The 17075-nt window shown below is 64.2% G+C and carries 13 protein-coding genes, 1 tRNA gene and 1 pseudogene; 5 read left to right on the forward strand and 10 right to left on the reverse strand.

Annotation, left to right across the window (positions count from 1 at the left end; genetic code table 11):
• Positions 1-337: 337 nt before the first annotated feature.
• From MRS74_RS09050 to MRS74_RS09095, 10 genes and pseudogenes are all read right to left on the reverse strand, one after another.
• Positions 338-568, reverse strand: a pseudogene (locus MRS74_RS09050) (transposase domain-containing protein); the annotation flags it as partial.
• 731 nt (positions 569-1299) lie between these two features.
• Complete coding sequence (locus tag MRS74_RS09055) at positions 1300-2031, reverse strand: maleate cis-trans isomerase family protein (RefSeq protein WP_254579959.1); 732 nt, start codon at positions 2029-2031, stop codon at positions 1300-1302.
• Positions 2032-2230: 199 nt separating this feature from the next.
• Positions 2231-3616 carry an amidohydrolase family protein gene (locus tag MRS74_RS09060; protein WP_254579960.1) on the reverse strand — a complete coding sequence of 462 codons (1386 nt, stop codon included), beginning with the start codon at positions 3614-3616 and terminating at the stop codon, positions 2231-2233.
• 17 nt (positions 3617-3633) lie between these two features.
• Entirely contained in the window at positions 3634-4974 is a 1341-nt protein-coding gene (locus MRS74_RS09065; protein ID WP_254579961.1) for a nucleobase:cation symporter-2 family protein, read from the reverse strand.
• Positions 4975-5077: 103 nt separating this feature from the next.
• Positions 5078-6124: a CobW family GTP-binding protein gene (locus MRS74_RS09070; protein WP_254579962.1), complete on the reverse strand. Its 1047-nt coding sequence runs from the start codon at positions 6122-6124 to the stop codon at positions 5078-5080.
• Complete coding sequence (locus tag MRS74_RS09075; protein ID WP_254579963.1) at positions 6121-6768, reverse strand: UbiX family flavin prenyltransferase; 648 nt, start codon at positions 6766-6768, stop codon at positions 6121-6123. The genes MRS74_RS09070 and MRS74_RS09075 overlap by 4 nt, the downstream gene beginning before the upstream one ends.
• Positions 6765-8156, reverse strand: a complete 1392-nt coding sequence (locus MRS74_RS09080; protein ID WP_254579964.1) for a UbiD family decarboxylase — start codon at positions 8154-8156, stop codon at positions 6765-6767. The genes MRS74_RS09075 and MRS74_RS09080 overlap by 4 nt, the downstream gene beginning before the upstream one ends.
• A 56-nt stretch (positions 8157-8212) precedes the next feature.
• Positions 8213-9121 (reverse strand): amidohydrolase family protein, encoded by a 909-nt coding sequence (locus tag MRS74_RS09085; protein ID WP_254579965.1) that lies wholly within the window; start codon positions 9119-9121, stop codon positions 8213-8215.
• A 19-nt stretch (positions 9122-9140) separates the two neighbouring features.
• Positions 9141-10100 (reverse strand): amidohydrolase family protein, encoded by a 960-nt coding sequence (locus MRS74_RS09090; protein ID WP_254579966.1) that lies wholly within the window; start codon positions 10098-10100, stop codon positions 9141-9143.
• 456 nt (positions 10101-10556) lie between these two features.
• Complete coding sequence (locus tag MRS74_RS09095; protein ID WP_254579967.1) at positions 10557-11456, reverse strand: LysR substrate-binding domain-containing protein; 900 nt, start codon at positions 11454-11456, stop codon at positions 10557-10559.
• A 121-nt stretch (positions 11457-11577) separates the two neighbouring features.
• On the opposite strand from MRS74_RS09095, the gene MRS74_RS09100 reads away from it, so the two are divergent.
• The 5 genes from MRS74_RS09100 (at position 11578) to MRS74_RS09120 (ending at position 17017) form a co-directional block, all read left to right on the forward strand.
• Complete coding sequence (locus MRS74_RS09100; RefSeq protein WP_254579968.1) at positions 11578-12042, forward strand: (2Fe-2S)-binding protein; 465 nt, start codon at positions 11578-11580, stop codon at positions 12040-12042.
• Positions 12042-14252, forward strand: coding sequence for a xanthine dehydrogenase family protein molybdopterin-binding subunit (locus MRS74_RS09105; protein ID WP_254579969.1), 2211 nt, complete (start codon positions 12042-12044; stop codon positions 14250-14252). Before MRS74_RS09100 ends, MRS74_RS09105 begins: the two co-directional genes overlap by 1 nt.
• Before the next feature lie 10 nt (positions 14253-14262).
• Positions 14263-15204 carry a LysR substrate-binding domain-containing protein gene (locus MRS74_RS09110; RefSeq protein ID WP_254579970.1) on the forward strand — a complete coding sequence of 314 codons (942 nt, stop codon included), beginning with the start codon at positions 14263-14265 and terminating at the stop codon, positions 15202-15204.
• Positions 15201-16157: an XdhC family protein gene (locus tag MRS74_RS09115; protein WP_254579971.1), complete on the forward strand. Its 957-nt coding sequence runs from the start codon at positions 15201-15203 to the stop codon at positions 16155-16157. The genes MRS74_RS09110 and MRS74_RS09115 overlap by 4 nt, the downstream gene beginning before the upstream one ends.
• Positions 16158-16940: 783 nt before the next feature.
• A tRNA-Val gene (locus tag MRS74_RS09120) sits at positions 16941-17017 on the forward strand.
• Positions 17018-17075 lie beyond the last annotated feature (58 nt).

Genomic DNA, 17075 nt, shown 5'->3' on the forward strand with positions numbered 1-17075 from the left:
TCCGGATCGCGCTGAAAGCCAGAGACTCATTGGGACTTATTCATAGGTTCCCTAGTCGGTATTAGCTACTCTTTGTGGCTGATCTGGCGAGCCCAATCAACAGGATACGCCATCTTTTCTATATTTCCCGTACATCGGGAATCACCATAACTCTCGTTTTACCCCGCTAGACCTAGCAGGATTAATGCGTCGATAACGCACCTCACGGTTTTTTGTGCCACATCAAGTACCTGCATCTTCACCGATCCCGACGCCAGGCGTACCGTATGGAGGACGTGATCGGTTGCTGCGAAAGGCTTAGCGGTAGAAACGGCGATATTTTGTAAACAAACAACGATCACACCTTCTCAGGCATAGTCGGTTTCCATTTATGCGGCAGCAGCTTGCCGATCGCACCCGTTTTTTGGGTCGATAACCGGGCCAGCACATCTTTCAGATAAGCGTAGAGCTGGTGCCCGTTCAAGTTTCGCCGACTGGATCAGGTTCATGATCGGCAGCTGCACGCTGCGTAATAAGCCCGCAACAGCCAGTTGCAGCGCCCGAGCGCCCAGGGCCAGATCCGTTTTTCACCCGGTTCTTGTCGATTATCAACCTGAGCATGGTCAGCTGCATTCGGCAAATCTAGATCGAGCCTGACTATGATCCCCGCGATTTCGCCTTGGTCTGCGCCGGCGCACGGCCCTGGCCGAGGCGATCGGCCAGCTGCCCAGGGGATTGCAGGCGCCGGCATTGAAAGATGTGTCATGGCTGAATTGGCGCAAGATATGGTGCGGAATGAGACCTGTTACACAGTCAATTATCCTGCAGGCAGGTTTCGGTCGCGTTGCGTCGACATTTTACGGGTTGATCATGCTTGAGCCGGGTCAGGCCTCTTCCGTCGGATTCAACCTTTTCAGGCGGCAGGCCTGGCGGAGAACGCATTGCCCGTTGGGCTCAGTCTGCCTTTTCGTACATTCTGCTGTTGTGCGCCGCTGAGTCGTGATCTGCGCCTTCCGGGGATCAGATGGTTGCCGCAACAGGTCATGGGTGGCTGAACTCGTCCAGGCAAGGGAAATTCGAGCCGGCGGTATGGTTCAAGCAACTATCCGGATAATGTCGGTAGTTCCAGATATCGAACCCGGCTGCACGGTCGATTGCGGGAGTATCCTGTGGGCGATACAGGAACACCTGGTCAAGGTCAGAGAGCCGAAAAAAGGAGTCCCGCAGGCGTTGGCTGGCGCATATGCGACTAGAGGGCCCAGGGGACTCAAGACGACTGCACCCGCTGAGGCTCGGGTGCAGCCGAAGGTGCGGGCGAGCTTACCGCACCTGTTCGAACAGCGACCCCCAGCCGCGAAGCCGGGACGGGTCGGTGCCTGCGAGCTGCATGCCTTTCCAGACGCCGGTGGCGATACTGTCGTAGATCGGGATCTTCAGTTCTCGTTCCAGCTCGGCCGCGATGCGGGTTCCGCGCAAGTTGGTGCAGAAGATGGCGATGGCGTCGACCTTCCGCTCTGCGGCTACCGCGCGCACCATCCCGGCGATGCAGTCCTCGTCGTACTCGGAGAACGAGAAGTTGCCACGGTCGCCGAGGTGCCGCTCGGCGGTGCAGCGAAAGCCCGCCTCGCGGTAGTTCTCGAGGATCTTCGCCTGAACCTCCTCAAGGTAGGGTGTCACCAGGCCGAACGTCTTGACGCCGGTCTTCCCGAAGATTTCGTTCAGCGCCAGTACTGAGCTGGACGCTGCAATGCCGGTTTCGTCGTGGATCGCCTCGCACAGCGTGACGTCGTTCTCGAAGCCGCACCAGCCGGACGAAGTGCCGCTCCAGATGATCGATTGCACCTGGGCGTCGGCGAGCAGCCGTGCAGACTCAAGGAAGGGGCCGCGGTCGAACTGGCCGAGCGCCCGTTGCTCAAGCGAGATTTCGGTGACCCGGAGTCGGCCGAAATGGGCGCTGACGTCCGGCAGGTCGTGCAACATGCGCGCTGTCAGCGGCTCGAGCACGGTATTTGACGAGGGCGTGAGCACGCCCAGCAGGGTACGTGGATTCATTATTGACTCCTCTCAACTTAACCATTCAAAAGGCGTCCCTCCCTGTTGAACGGTTGCCCTTGGAAATCGGGCGCGACTTTACGAAAACCCCTGGTTTTCAAGGGTTCGCATTGGCCTAGGCCAATGGTGATGCATCCATGCACCACCATAATCTGCAGCGCGGCGGCGCGGGCATCGCGCCACCGCCGGGTACTCGGGCTCAGGACCGGTGCATTAACCGCTGCACGCCCTGGGCCGCTTCGCGACGCAAGCGTTCCAGGTCCAGGCCCGGGATGCGGCCGTCTTCGACCACCAGGCAGCCGCCGACGATGCTGTGGCTGACGCGGGCCGGCTCGCCGGCGGTGACCGGCGCCAGTCCCGGGTCGTGGAAGCCGAAGAAACGCGGGTGGTCGAGATCGTAGAGCACCAGGTCCGCGGCCTTGCCGACCTCAAGGGTGCCGACGTCGTCGAGCCCCAGCATCCGGGCGCCGCCGGCCGAGCCCCAGTGGATGATGTCCTCGGCCCGGGTTGCCGCGGCGCCGCCGGTGGCGCGGTGGATCAGCCAGGCACTGTTGAGTTCACCGGTCATGCTGCCGGATTCGTTCGAAGCGACGCCGTCGACGCCGATAGAGATCGGCACGCCGGCGGCGTCCATCTGCGGCACCGGTGCGATGCCGCTGCCCAGGCGCGCATTGCTCACCGGGCAGTGGGATATGCCGGTGCCGGTCTGGGCCAGCAGACGGATCTCGGACGGCTGCACATGCACCATATGGGCAAACCAGACGTCCGGCCCTAGCCAGTCGTGCTCGGCGACGAACTCCACTGGCAGCAGGTTGTACTTCTCGCGGCAGAAGTTGACGTAGTTCTGCGTCTCCGACAGGTGGCTGTGCAGTCGCAGACCCAGGCCCCGCGCCGCCGCGGCCAGTTCGCGCAGCAGCGTCGGCGGCAGCGAGAAGGTCGGCGTGGTCGGCGCCACCACGACCCGGCGCATGGCGTCCGGCTTGCCCTGGTGGTAGCGCGCTTTGAGCCGTTCGATATCCCCGACCATGGCGTCCAGGGATTCCGGTGCCAGTGCGGTTTTGCTGAACCCCGGGTGGGCGTTGGCCGACTCCAGCGCTCCGCCGCGGCAGAGGGCGAAGCGCATGCCGAACTCGTCGGCGATCTCGAACAACGCATCGCCGGTCTCGGTAGTGCCGCCGCCGAAGTAGAGGTAGTGGTGGTCGGCGCAAGCGGTGGCGCCGGACAGCAGCAGTTCCGCCATGCCGAGCCGCGCGGCGATGCGTACCAGCTTAGGCGTGAACAGCTCCAGCCGCGGGTAGGGCACCGAGGCCAGCCAGCCCTGCAGGTCCTGGTTCATGCCCTCGGGCACGGCCTTGAGCAGGTTCTGGAACAGATGGTGGTGACTGTTGACGCCGCCGGGATAGACCACCTGGCGTGAGGCGTCGATGACGCGTTCGTCCGGCTGCGGCGCGAGGTTCGCGGCCATTTCGGCGATACGGCCGTCGCGGATGCGCAGGTCGACGCGGCCAGCGCGGGCTCGCTCGCCGCGCAGGCCGGTCATCACCGCGACCGGGTTCTTGATTAGAAGATTCTGTTGTCGCTTCATGGTTTTAACTCGATGGATCAAAGATTGTGGGAGAGCGCTTCACGCGACTTGGATTCGGGCGCCTCGATACCGTTGAGCAGGGCATTGAGCAGGACCGACAGCAGACAGGCGATGACGACGCTGCTGTGCAAGAATGGCTGGCTCCATTCGGGCAACTGCTCGAACAGCGCCGGGGACAGTACTGGCACCAACGCCGCTGCCAGCGTGAAGCCGACGATCAGTACGTTGTAGCGGTTGTGTTCGTAGTCGACCTTGGCCAGGGTCTGAATGCCGGCGACCGCGACCACGCCGAACATGGCGATGCCAGCGCCTCCGAGCGCCGCGCTCGGAACCGAGGCGATGACGGCGCCGGCCTTGGGCGTCAGCGCCACTGCGCACATCATCAGGCCGCTGACGGCAACCACCCAGCGGCTGCGAACGCCGGTCAGGATCACCAGGCCGACGTTCTCCATGAAGGCGATGAACGGGAAAGCCGCGAAGCCGCCGGCGATGGTGCTGGCCAGACCGTTGGCGCGCAGGCCGTTGATGACCTCTTTCTCCTCGACCTGCTTGCCAACGATGTCGCCGATTGCCAGGAACAGCCCCATCGACTCGACCATCTGTACGATCATCACGACGATCATGGTGGCGATCGGGATGATGGCGAAGGTTGGCAGGCCGAAGTGGAACGGTAGCGGTACCGTGACCCAGGGCGCCTCGCCGACCTGCTCGAAACTGCCCATACCCAGCGCCCAGGCCAGTACCGCGCCGACTAGCATGCCGATCAGCACCGCCAGGTTGCGCACCAGCGGGCTGCCGTAACGGTTCACCAGCAGAATGGTCGCCAGCACCGAGATCGAGACGAAGAGGAAGGCCGGGGCGCCGAAGTTGTCGGCGTCGTGGCCGCCTCCAACCCAGGTGTAGGCCACCGGGAACAGCTGCAGCCCGATCACCGTGACGATGCAGCCGGTAACGACCGGTGGGAAGAAACGCCGCAAACGGCCCACAAAGGGCGCCGCCAGCATGGTGAAGATGCCGGCGCCGATCACGGCGCCGCAGACGCCGGCGAAGCCGACCTCCGGGTTACTGCCGATGGCGATCACCGGGCCTACACTGCTGAAGGCCACGCCCTGCAGGATCGGCAGCCGGACGCCAAACTTCCAGAAGCCGACGGTCTGCAGCAGGGTGGCGATGCCGGAGCAGAACAGGGTGGTACTGATCAGCACCACCGTGTCAGCTCTGGACATCTGTAGCGCCGAGGCGATGATCAGCGGTACGGCAATGGCGCCGATATAGGACACCGCCATATGTTGCAGGCCGAGGGTCAGCATTTGCCGCAGCGGCAGTTTCGCATCGACCGGGTGGATGCTTGTGGTCATGGTCATTTCTCCTCTGTATCTTGTTTTTCTTAAAAGAGGCTTCCCCGTTCGGATTGCCGGGCACCGCCGCTGGTTTTGGGTGGGCGGCGGCCCCCGGCCGACGTCAACCGGCGAGGCAGGCTTGGAAACGTTCGTTGAGTAGGGCCCGGTCGAGATCGCGGCCGATGAAGACCACCTTGCTCGAACGCGGCTCCCGGCCCCAGGGCTGGGCTGCGTGGAAGTCGATCAGGCTGTGTACCCCCTGGAGTATGTAGCGCTGGTCGCGACCCTGGGCCGCCAGCACTCCTTTCATGCGGAACAGCTTGTCCGCCTGCTCGACGCGCAGCTCCTCGATCCAGCGGCTGAAGGCGTCGATGTCGATGTCGGCGTCCACCGCGATGCCGACCGAGGTCACGCTGGCGTCGTGCTCGTGGCTGTAGTCGTGGTCGTGGTCGTGGTGGGCATGGCCGCGATGCTCGTTCTCGGCGCCGATCTCCAGCAGCTTCTGTGTCGCCTCGAAGGCGCCGAGGCCGAGGATGCCGCAGAGGTCGATCTCGGCGTAGCTGGAGGTCACAAGCTCCGCGGTGGCGTTGAGGCTGCGGATGCGTTCGCGCAGCGCCGCGACGGCAGCATCGTCCACCAGATCGATCTTATTGATGACGATGCGGTCGGCGCAGACGATCTGATCGACCGCCTGGTTGTCGGCGCCATCGAGCTCAAGGTCTTCCAGGTGCTGGCCAATGTGCTTGGCGTCGACCATTGTTACGATGGCGTCGAGCTCGACTTCCCGGGCGATGGGGTCGTCGATGAAGAAGGTCTGGGCCACCGGGTAGGGATCGGCCATGCCGCTGGTTTCGACCAGGATGTGGTCGAGCCGCTCTGGCCGCGCGACCAGCTCGCGTACCACCCGTACCAGGTCCTCGCGAACTTCGGCGGTGCAGCAGACGCAGCCGTTGACCATTTCGTAGATCTCCTCCGTGTCGGACTTGAGCACTAGATCGCCGTCGATGCCGATCTCGCCGAACTCGTTTTCGATCACGGCGATCTTGCGGCCGTGGTTCTCCCGCAGGATGTAGTTGAGCAAGGTGGTCTTGCCGGCACCGAGAAAGCCGGTGAGCACGGTGACCGGGATCTTGTTGTTGGGACGCGGAGCGTCGAAGGGTGTGTTCATGGTGTCTCCTGGGTGCAGGTTGGGTAGCCGGGCTGCTCGCTGACCGTCGGCTCGCGCCAGCGCAGCGCGGTGCCGGCGTCGAAGCCGAAGAGGTCGAGCACGCGACCCAGGCTGTGGTCGATCATCTGATCGAGGGTGTCGGGACGGGCGTAGAAGGCCGGTACCGGCGGTGCGATGATGCCGCCCATTTCGGTCACGGCGGTCATGTTGCGCAGGTGCGCCAGCGTCAGCGGCGTTTCACGGGTCATCAGGACCAGCGGGCGGCGCTCCTTGAGGGTGACGTCGGCGGCGCGGCTGATCAGGCTCGACGAGACGCCGGTGGCGATCTCCGCCAGGGTACGCATCGAGCAGGGTGCGACCACCATGCCCAGCGCCCGGAAGGAGCCGCTGGCGATACCAGCGGCGACGTCGTCGCTGCGGTGGCAGTGGCTGGCAAGCGCCTGCACCTCCGAGAGCTTGCAGTCGGTCTCCAGTGCCATGGTCAGCTGGGCGGCGCGGCTTATCACCAGGTGGGTTTCGACGTCGAGCGTCGCCAGCAGCTCCAGCAGCCGCTTGCCGTAGACAAAGCCGGAGGCGCCGCTGATGGCAACCACCATACGCGCTCGGCCGCCGGAGGCATTGGAGGCTTGATGAAAGGCGTTCATGGCTGCCTCCCCTGCTTTACCAGCAGCTCGCAGGCACGGGCCAGGGCGCTGTCGTCAATACGGGCGCGGATGCCGTCGAAGCCGGCCCCGCGGGTCGCGTCCAGCGCCATCCGCGAGGTGGTGCCGTCGATCGAGGATGAGGGGTCGAGCGGGCTGCCGGGCAGGCCGTCGATGACGAACTGGTCGCGGTGCGGCTGAAAATGGGTCGCCAGCGCCCAGAGCACCTGGCTGTCGTCGACGACATCGACGTCGCTGTCGACCGCGATTACAGTCTTCAGGTAGGGGTCCCAGCCCAGCAGCGCCAGCATGATCTGCCGGGCTTCGCCGTCGCGGCTCTGGTTCAGTGCCACATAGCAGTGGAAATGGGTGCCGGAGTTGGGGTAGTGCACCGCGGTCACGGCCGGGAAGCGCGCTTTGAGTTTCTCGCTCATCTCCGCCTCGCGCGGCAGCCGCGCCAACGTCAGGTGTTCGGCATAGTTGCCGCCGACGATGTCGACCAGCCAGGGGTCGCGGCGGCGCATCAGGGTGTCGAGGCGCAGCAGGTTGTTGGTGGAACGGTCCGACGAATAGCCGCTGAACTCGCCGAACGGGCCCTCCTCGGCATGGTCATTGGCGTCGATGCTGCCTTCGAGCACGAACTCGGCGCACGCTGGCACGCCGATGCCGTGGCGCGGCGTGCGCACCAGTTCCAGCGGCGCACCGAACAGGCCGCCGGCGAGGGCGCGCTCGTCGCTGCCGTAGGGCAGTCGTGCCGCCGCCGCCAGCATGAACAGTGGATGGGCACCGATGACCATCGCCACCGGCAGCGCCTGGCCGCGTTCACGGGCGGTCTGCAGCATGCGCCAGAGATGGCCACGCGAGTGCAGGCTGGTGGCCAGCGCCTGGCGGGCGTGGCGCATCGAGCGGTGGTAGCTGAGGTTGGCGACACCGGTGACCGGGTCGTCGGCGATAATGACCGCGTTGGTGACGTAAGGACCGCGATCGCTGGCGAAATGCTTGAGCATCGGCAACCGTGCCAAATCCAGCGCTTCGCCCTCGTAGACCTCATCAAGGATCGCGCCGCTGTCGACGTAGCGGGGCTCAATCGGCGCGTTGGCGCGGGCCTGGAAGGCGTCATGCAGGCCGGCGGACGTTGTGCCGAACAGCCGGGCGAGGCGTTCGCGAGAGGCAAAGACGTTAGACGCCACCGGCACGCCGAGGTCGCCGACGCTATTGCAGATGAGCATTGGCTGGCGACCGTTGGCAGCGAGGCGGTCGATCAGTGCGGTGACGTCCTGGTCGGCGGACAGCGCTGTATCGATCGTCAGCACGTCGTCCGGGTGCTGGCGCCGGTACTCGGCGGCAAAATCGTGGAAATCCTGGCTTGCGCCATAAAGAGTGTTGGCCATGGTGGCTGCTCCGTAGTCGGCAGGCGCGCGGGCGGTGCCCGCCTGCGCGCCCTTGATCACTTCACGTAGGTCGCGGTGAGGCGCTTGTCCGCTTCGGCGAGGTCCTTCGGCGGTTTGGTTGGCTCGATGCCGACCAGCCGGGCGATGTTGTTGCCCAGGTAGTCCTCCAGGTGATCCTCGTCGATGCCCAGGCCGTGCGGCGGGTCGGAGCAGAGCACCTCCAGTTCGCGCAGCCACATGCCCGGTTCGTTGGGCGGCGAGTCGGTGCCGAAGACGATCTTGTCGCGCGGCAACTGCTTGGCGAACTCGACGATGCGCGACTGGAAGCACCAGCCGGACTCGCAGTAGACGTTCGGCGTGTCCATCGCCATCCAGAACGCCTCGAACGAGTAGTTGCCGCCGGTCTGGATGCCGAAGTGACCGATGATGAAGTTGACCATCGGGAATTCGCGGATGATCGGGTAGAACATCGTCGGGATTGTGTAGGGACCGTCGCCGGTGTGGATCAGCACCACTATGTTGTACTTGGCGCAGACCTTCATCGCCGGGCGCAGCCAGTCCAGCGCGCGGTCGGGACGGTAGCCGTGCATGTTGGCGTGCAGCTTGAGCATCTTGAAGCCGTATTCCTTGATGTGGAACTCCAGCTCCCTGGCGCCGTTTTCCGGCCCCCAGCGCGGGTTGAAGGTGAAGTTGCCGATGAAGCGATCGGGGTACTTCACGCACAGTTCCGAGATGTAGGACATGTAATCGCGGATGCCCTCGCGGCCGCGGCGGTTGCCGTCGCGGTAGCCGGTGTTGCCCGGCGGCGGCTGGATGAAGCCCATGTCAATGCGGCGCGGCTTGCCGTTGATCATGTAGGGCCCGTCCATCAGCTTGAGCATGCGCTCGCCGTTGAAGGGCTCGCCGGTATGGCGCCAGGCCTCGTCGACCAGGTTGGTGGGGTGCAGGTGGGTATCGATAATCATCTGTCTGTCTCCGGGTTGCTCAGGCGGTGACCGGGTGCGCCAGCAGCGCCTCGGCTTGCTCCACCGTTTTCGGCGGTGCGGTCGGCTCCAGGCCGATCATCCGGGCGGTGTTGTTGCCGAGGTAGTCTTCCAGGGTGTCCTCATCCAGGTTCAGTCCCTGGGGTGGCTCATGGCACAGCACCTCGAGCAGTCGCAACCACATGCCGGGCTCGTTCGGCGGGGTGTCGGTGCCGAACAGGATCTTGTGCTTGGGCAGCACCTTGGCGAACTCGACGATACGCGACTGCAGGCACCAGCCCGACTCGCAGTAAACGTTGGGCAGTTCCATTGCCCATTGCATGGGTTCGAAGACGTAGACGCCGCCGGTCTGGACGCCGAAGTGCGCCATGATGAAGTCGACCTGCGGGAATTCCTTGATCATCGGTACCCACTCGGTGGGGATACTGTAGGGACCGTCGCCGGTGTGGAGCTTGACCGGTATGCCGAGTTCGGCGCATTTTTCGAACGCGGGGCGAACCCAGTCCAGCGCTCGGTCGGGGCGGTAGGCGTGCATGTTGGCCTGCATCTGAACCATCCCGAAGCCGTGTTCCTTGACGTAGCGCTCGATGGCCTCGACACCGTTCTGGACGCCGCAACGGGGGTTGTAGACGAAGCAGCCGATGAAGCGGTCCGGGTAGGTCTGCACCATTTTCAGCGTATAGGCCATGTAGGCGTCGATTGACTCGCGGCCCGACAGCTCGCCGTCGCTCCAGGTGTAGATGGTGTTGCCCTGGGGGGGCTGGATGAAGGCCTTGTCGATGCGGCGCGGCTTGCCGTTGATCATGTAGGGGCCGTCCATCATCTCCAGCAGGCGTTCGCCGGTGAAGGGGTCACCGTCGTGTCGCCAGGCAAGGTCCACCAGGTCGGTGGGGTAGCAACTGATATCGATGATCATGGATTCATCTCCTGATTGTTCGGGGAAGGGAAGCTTCCGTGTCACAGCCGCGGTGCCCCCGCTGAAGTCAGCCCTTGCTAGACGCATTGCTGCGTCTTCCCCCGCCCGACTGCATCGATCATAAGGACCCCATGCAGCTGCTTGGGACCCAGTATTGGCAAGCTGAAGAGCGCCGTACAATATTATTTAGTGCTACCTTCGATAGGTATTCGATATCGCATGCAGGCCGCTGTACCGGCTACCTTTATTTACAAGGTCGCGCATGGATAGGTGAAAATACGGCGGTAGGCCAAGGCGATAAATAATGGGCCGTGACGTTATGTCGGTAGGTAATTCCGGCGTTAATGAGAAATGCATTTCTAGCCAGAAAAATAATCATTTCTTCGTAAGTACGGATTTTTATAGAGGGGTAAGCACTGTTAGTTCAGCTTTTGTCATGACTCGATCAGGCGCGCCTGGATAAGACGGCGCTGATCTTGTTCCGTGATATTCGTGTCGGGTTCACAAGGGTGTCAGCGGACTCTCGTCGGCGAGCTGCCGGATGGCGTTCACGAGCGGCGCGACCTTTTCGCCATGGCCCTGGGGCCAGACCGCGTAGAGGTTGTAGTGCGCCGTGATCGCTATACCCGTGAGGGGAACCAGGCGGCCCGCCTCCAGCGCATCGCGGCAGAGCAGGCCCCGTACCAGCGCCGCGCCGAGCCCCGCCTCGGCGGCGTCCAGCAGGTTTGCCGCGCTGTCGAAAACCAGCGGCGTGTCGGGCTCGCGGGCCTCTAGCCCCGCCGCCTCCAGCCAGGGAATCCAGGCGCGGCGGCTATAGCCCAGCAACGGCATTTGCAGCAGCTGCGCCGGTGTCAGCGGCGGTTCCAGCCCCAGCGCTGCGAGTAGCGAAGGGGCGGCCACGGGTGACACCCGGTCGCTGCAGAGCAGCGCCATTTCGCAGTCGTTCCAGTCACCGTAGCCGTAACGTAGCGACAGGTCGACGCGCTCCAGCGAGATGCGGTCCGAGTGGAGGCTCGCGAGCAGCGTCACTTCGTGGTGCGGCAGGACGCGCAACAGCTGCGGCAGCCGGGCGTTGAACCAGCGCGGTGCCAGCTCGCCGTCGACGTCGAGGGTGAGTTTCAGCACGACCTTGCGGTGTTTCACCGACGACAGGGCGCGATCGACCTGGGCCAGACCGTCGGGCAGGATCTGCGCAAACAGCCGGCCGGCGTCGGTCAGCTCTATACCGCCGCCCTCGCGCAGGAACAGCGGCTGGCCGATGAACTCCTCGAGGGTTCGGATCTGCTGGCTGATGGCGCTGTGCGTCAGGTTCAGCTGCCGTGCGGCCCGGGTGAAACTGCCGGTTCGCACCGCCTGCAGGAAGGCAGTCATGGACTGCATCGATGGGTAGCGCTTGTGCATAGTTGTTAGTCCTACTTACATGGTCGGTCACAAAACATCGCTGGCTGTCCGTAAAAGCTGATCTCTATAATCGCATCAACACAGAGGAGCGCCAAGGCGCGCCGGATGGAGGAGAGCGATAATGATAAGAATCCAGGTAAACGGTGAAAATCACGAATTGGGTCAGGAGCTGGCCTCAATGCCCTTATTATGGGTGCTGCGCGATAAACTTAAATTAAAGGGTACCAAGTTCGGTTGCGGAAAAGGTTTATGCGGCGCCTGTACGGTGCATTTTAATGGCCGTCCGGCGCGTGCCTGCCAATTGCCGGTTTCGGCGGCGGCCGGCGGCGAGATAAGGACGATCGAGGGGCTCTCGGCGGACGGCGATCATCCGTTGCAGCGCGCCTGGGTTGCTGAAGACGTGCCCCAGTGCGGTTACTGCCAGTCGGGCCAGCTGATGTCGGCGGCCGCGTTGCTGGCGTCGGGCAAGCCGCTCAACGACGACGCCATCCGTAACGCCATGTCCGGCAATATCTGCCGCTGCGGCACCTACGGTAGGATCAACCGCGCGATCAAGCGTGCCGCTGCTGAGGGAGGGCTCGCCTGATGAAAGCTCGCAATGCGCAGAATATCCAGCTGCCGCGCCGTCGCTTCCTCAAGCAGGGCGCGCTGTTGACGTCGGGTCTCGCGGTCGGCTTCCACTGGTCGTCGGCGGCGGTCGCGGCGACCGCGCCGCAGGACGACTTCGAACCCAATGCCTGGGTGCGGGTACTGCCCGACGGCACGGTGAAACTGGTGGTACACAAGCACGACTCCGGTACCGGCACCCGCACGGCACTTGCGGCCTGCGTCGCCGAGGAGCTGGAGGTCGACCCGATGGCGGTCGAGGTGATCACGCCGGAAAATCCCTTCTTCGAGGCTTACATGCATCCGCTCTGGCACGTCTTTTCGACCGGCGGCAGCACCAGTATCTCGCTCGAATACGACCGCCTGCGTCAGGCCGGCGCCATGGCACGGGAGATGCTCGTCGCCGCGGCCGCGGCGCGCTGGGGCCTGGCGCCGGCCGACTGCCGCGCTCGCGACGGCCGGGTGCACCACGACGTCAGCGGCCGCACCGCCGGCTACGGCGAACTGACGGAGGCGGCAGCGAAGCTGCCGGCACCCGAGGCGGTGCGGCTCAAGGCGCCGTCGGAGTTTCGCTATATCGGCAAGCTGCGCCACAAGCGGGACGCGCTGGAGAAGGTCAGCGGGCGCCTGCGGTACAGCATCGACGTGGAGCTGCCCGGCATGCTCGTCGCAGTGGTGCTGCGCGCGCCGGTCATCGACGCCCGGGTGGAGGGGCTGGATACGACTGCGGCGCTGCAGGTGCCGGGCGTGCGCCAGGTCATACGGGTGCCGGCGCGGCCGGACGTGCTCGGGGGCAACCAGGAGGGCGTCGCGGTGCTTGCCGACGACTACTGGTCAGCGCAGCAGGGCAGGGAGGTGCTGCAGCTGCGCTGGAGCCAGAGCGCCTTCGCCGAATTCGACAGCGATGCGCTGCCGGGGCTTTTCGCCGCAGCTATTGAGGACCCGGCGCGGCCACTTGTCAGGAGCCACGAGGCGGGCGATGTCGACGGCGCCTGGCCGCTGGCCGCGCGCCTGCTGGAGGCGGACTACGGCATGCCCTACAAGGCGCAGAACCCGCTCGAGCCCGTCTGCGTTACCGCCGAACTTGCCGACGGGCGCCTCAGCTTCTGGGGCGGCGTCCAGGTACCGTCGTTCGCGCGCGAGGCGGCACGGACAATCTGCGGTCTCGGCGAGGAGCAGGTCGTGATCCACGAGCTGATCTCCGGTGGCAGCTTCGGCGCCCGCGAGGCCAAGTACTGGCTAATGGAAGCCGCCTACCTGGCGCAGCAGGCCGGAAAACCGGTCAAGCTGATGAACAGCCGCGAGGACGAGGTGCGCGCGCTGTTCGGGCACGCCGCCACCCTGCATCGCCTCAAGGGCGCGCTGGACGCGGACGGCGGGCTTAGCGCGCTCCGTCTGCGGGCGCTGTCGCCGGCGTCGGGCGAGCAGTGGGAGCCGGGTTACGACGACCGTCCCGACCAGATGGACTACAGCACCACCGAGGCGATTTCGGCCTGGGATTTCGCTTATCACACGCCGCACCTGGATCTTGGCTGGGTGCGGTACGAAACCGGCGTGCCGACAGGCTGGTACCGTTCGGTCAGCTTCATACCGAACGTTTTCGCGGTCGAGAGTTTCATGGACGAGTTGGCGCAGGCCGCCGGGCGGGACCCGCTGGATTTCCGCCTGGCACATATGCAGGAGCGTCCGCGCCATGTGCGGGTACTGCAGGAAGCCGCGGAACTGGCCGGCTGGGGACGCCCGCTGCCGCAGGGCACCGCGCTGGGACTGGCAACGCATCAGGGCTACGGGAGCTACGTCGCGGTGGTGGCGCGACTGTCCCGGCAGCCGGGCGGGCTGCGGGTCGAGCGCCTTAGCTGCGTCGTTGACTGCGGCTTGGCGGTTTCGCCCGGCGGCGTCGAGGAGCAAATTTACGGTGGCCTGATGTGGGGGCTTGGTCACGCGCTCTTCGACCGGATCGATATCCGGCAGGGCGCGGTGGTGCAGAGCAACTTCCACGACTACCGGGTCGCGCGCATGTCCGACATGCCCGAGATCGAGATCCGGATACTGGAGGGGGATCCTGACAAGCCTGGCGGTGTCGGCGAGCTAACCAGCCCGCCGGTTGCACCGGCGATCGCCAACGCTATCCAGCGGCTGACCGGGCAGCGCCTGCGGGAGACGCCGCTGGACCTGGGGCTGAAAGCCTGAAGGAGGCGAAATGAACCTGCGTTGGTTGCGCTATTTCGAGGTGCTGGCAGAGGAGCTGCACTTCGGCCGTGCGGCGGCCCGGCTGCATATCTCGCAGCCGCCGCTCAGTCAGCAGATCCGGCTACTGGAGGAAGAGCTCGGCACCACTCTGTTTGAGCGTAGCCACCATCGCGTCGAGCTGACGGCGGCTGGTCGCGTCCTGCAACGACAGGCGCCGCTGGTCTTCAGGCAGCTCGATCGGGCGCTGGATCTGACGCGGCAGGCCGGACGCGGGCAGGTCGGGGAGCTGGCGATCGGCATGATCAGCTCGGTCATGGTCGGCGTTCTGCCGCGCGCGCTGAACCTGTTCCGCGAACGCTATCACGAGGTTGAGTGGCAGTTACACGAGATGACGCCGGCGGCGCAGCTCGTGGCGCTTAAGGAGCGGCGTGTCGACGTCTGCATCTTTCGCGGCCGCTACGAGGACCCGGAACTGCGCAACGAGCTGCTGATGTGGGAGCCGATACAGGCGGTGCTGCCCGCCGGCCACCCGCTGGCGGCCAAGGCGGTGCTGGCGCCGAAGGACCTGGCCGGCGAGCGCTTCGTAGCGCTCGAACTCAAGCAGTCCCACTTTGCGAGCCTGCTGTTTCAGAGCTGCATCCAGGCCGGCTTTACGCCGCTGATCCGCCAGCAGGTGATCGAGGTACAGACGTTGCTTAGCCTGGTACGGGCGCAGATCGGGGTTGCCGTGGTACCCGCGTCCATCAAGCAGCTGGCACCGGATGGGGTTGTCTTTCGCAGCCTCGAACCGGCACTGCCGGAGGTTCCGCTCTATGCGACCAGCCGCGCGGACGACGCTTCGCCGGTGCTGAAGCTGTTTCTCGATACACTGCACGAGCTGGTGGTGGAAGATGAGCAGAACAGGCGATCTGTGCCCGATTTCCCGGGACAACGAGACGGGACGAAAAGATGAACAGTATCGATAAGGACGTATTTGCGTCCGCTCTGCGCTGGAGCGAGGCGGGGCACCAGGTTTGGCTATGTACCGTGCTGTCGACCTTCGGCTCCTCGCCGCGGCCGCCGGGCTCCGTGTTCGCGGCGATCGACGCGCTGCAACACACAGGTTCGCTGTCCGGTGGCTGCGTCGAGGAAGCCTTTCTCGAGCAACTGGAAAGAGGCTGTTTCGCCTCCGAGGTCGCTGTCATCGCCTACGGTGACGGCGGCGAGGACAGCCGCCGCCTGGGCCTGCCCTGCGGCGGGGTGCTCAAGGTACTGGTCGAGCGTCTGGCTCCGACGCAGGGGACCTTGGCGCATCTTCAGGCGCTGCAGCTGTCGCTGGCAGCGCAGCAGCGACTGATTCGGCGCGTCGGCCTCGACGGCGGCAGAGCCCTGGAGCCGGACCGGGGGCAGGGAGCTGCGGTCGAGTTCGACGGGCGGGAAATCCGCGTGCGCGTTGGGCCGGTGACGACGCTACTGCTGGCCGGAATCTCGCCGGTTGCCGAGTATTGCGCGCAGTTCGCGTTGGCATTGGGCTTCGAGGTGCTGGTGTGCGATCCGCGTGACGATGCGCGGCAGCGCTTCGATGTGCCGGGAGCCCAGGTGCTGCCACTGCTGCCGTCGCTTCATATCGCGCGAAACGGCTGTCATTCCAACACCGCCGTGGTCGCCCTGACCCATGATCCAAAGATAGACGACCTGGCGATGATGGAGGCGGTGCGTACAGACGCCTTCTACATTGGCGTGATGGGCTCTACAGCAACATCGGCCAAAAGGACCAGGCGCTTGCTGTCCACCGGGGGGCTGAGCGACGTCGAGGTCGCACGTATCCGTATGCCGGTGGGGCTGCCGATTGGCAGCAAGACGCCGGCAGAAATCGCACTGTCCGTAATGGCGGATATCATCAGCGTGCGGTCCGGTATCGGCTGATGTCGTGCGCAAGCACGGGGCTATCCCGTGATCCTGGCGTTGACAGATAGGGGCGAACGCTCTTGGCAAGACCAGAGATATAGACGGTTATCTGCGGGGCAAGCACCGCCAGCGGAGGCGGTGCTTGCTCTGCCAGGAAGGCATAGGCGACGTTCTCAATTTCTCAATAATAAGCGGGTCGTCTGTGCGGGTGAGAGCGCCCAACTGCTCGGCGCGCAATGTTCCGGCACGTTGTTATTGGCAAGGCTTGGGTTGCTTGCGGGTGTTACGGCCAGCACTGACCTGATGACAATACCCTGGGTGCAGGATGCCGGCATAGAGGTGCTCAACCAGGCTTTTTTGCCAAAGGAAATACCGCCACTGCGGGGGATTGTCTTGCGTCTCAATAGCTTGCCGCCTGGATAATTGCACGTCTGTAAGGCATTGAAGCGGCCTAATCCGCCCTGCAAAACGTGGCGCCTGTGGGAGAGAAAGAAGACGATGTATTGCGGGCGATAAATAATATCAGCCCTTACCTGGCTGAGGCCGCGGCAGCCATATGAGGCTAAGCCGCGCGCCATGGCTGCGTATCGAAAAGGCCAAACTCAAAGCAGGGTTGAGTGGAGTCTTTCAGGGCGTTTGTTAGCTCTGGCCAGGGCTGCTTTTGCGCCCACGGCAGTGCGGCCCAGGTGGCCGGATTGGTGTTTCGAAACAGCCCGCTAAGTTGCTGAAAGCAATCGGGAATAAATAGAAAAAAAGGCTTGCGTTCAAAGTCGGCGTCACTATAATACGCACCATCTCTTCAGGACTATAGCTCAGTTGGTTAGAGCACCACCTTGACATGGTGGGGGTCAGCGGTTCGAGTCCGCTTAGTCCTACCAAATTTGGTAACAAAAACAGCCACTTGCGACGTATAGTCCAGTGGCTGTTTTTGTTTTG

It is taken from the genome of Marinobacterium sedimentorum (assembly GCF_024267675.1).
In the GTDB taxonomy this organism is placed as follows: domain Bacteria; phylum Pseudomonadota; class Gammaproteobacteria; order Pseudomonadales; family Balneatricaceae; genus Marinobacterium_A; species Marinobacterium_A sedimentorum.

Bases quoted from the DNA above. Each gene is read 5' to 3' on its own strand.
- MRS74_RS09095 (WP_254579967.1), bottom strand. From the start codon at position 11,456: ATGCACAAGCGCTACCCATCGATGCAGTCCATGACTGCCTTCCTGCAG.
- MRS74_RS09085 (WP_254579965.1), bottom strand. From the start codon at position 9,121: ATGATTATCGATACCCACCTGCACCCCACCAACCTGGTCGACGAGGCC.
- MRS74_RS09060 (WP_254579960.1), bottom strand. From the start codon at position 3,616: ATGAAGCGACAACAGAATCTTCTAATCAAGAACCCGGTCGCGGTGATG.
- MRS74_RS09080 (WP_254579964.1), bottom strand. From the start codon at position 8,156: ATGGCCAACACTCTTTATGGCGCAAGCCAGGATTTCCACGATTTTGCC.
- MRS74_RS09100 (WP_254579968.1), top strand. From the start codon at position 11,578: ATGATAAGAATCCAGGTAAACGGTGAAAATCACGAATTGGGTCAGGAG.
- MRS74_RS09070 (WP_254579962.1), bottom strand. From the start codon at position 6,124: ATGAACACACCCTTCGACGCTCCGCGTCCCAACAACAAGATCCCGGTC.
- MRS74_RS09105 (WP_254579969.1), top strand. From the start codon at position 12,042: ATGAAAGCTCGCAATGCGCAGAATATCCAGCTGCCGCGCCGTCGCTTC.
- MRS74_RS09115 (WP_254579971.1), top strand. From the start codon at position 15,201: ATGAACAGTATCGATAAGGACGTATTTGCGTCCGCTCTGCGCTGGAGC.
- MRS74_RS09110 (WP_254579970.1), top strand. From the start codon at position 14,263: ATGAACCTGCGTTGGTTGCGCTATTTCGAGGTGCTGGCAGAGGAGCTG.
- MRS74_RS09065 (WP_254579961.1), bottom strand. From the start codon at position 4,974: ATGACCACAAGCATCCACCCGGTCGATGCGAAACTGCCGCTGCGGCAA.
- MRS74_RS09075 (WP_254579963.1), bottom strand. From the start codon at position 6,768: ATGAACGCCTTTCATCAAGCCTCCAATGCCTCCGGCGGCCGAGCGCGT.
- MRS74_RS09055 (WP_254579959.1), bottom strand. From the start codon at position 2,031: ATGAATCCACGTACCCTGCTGGGCGTGCTCACGCCCTCGTCAAATACC.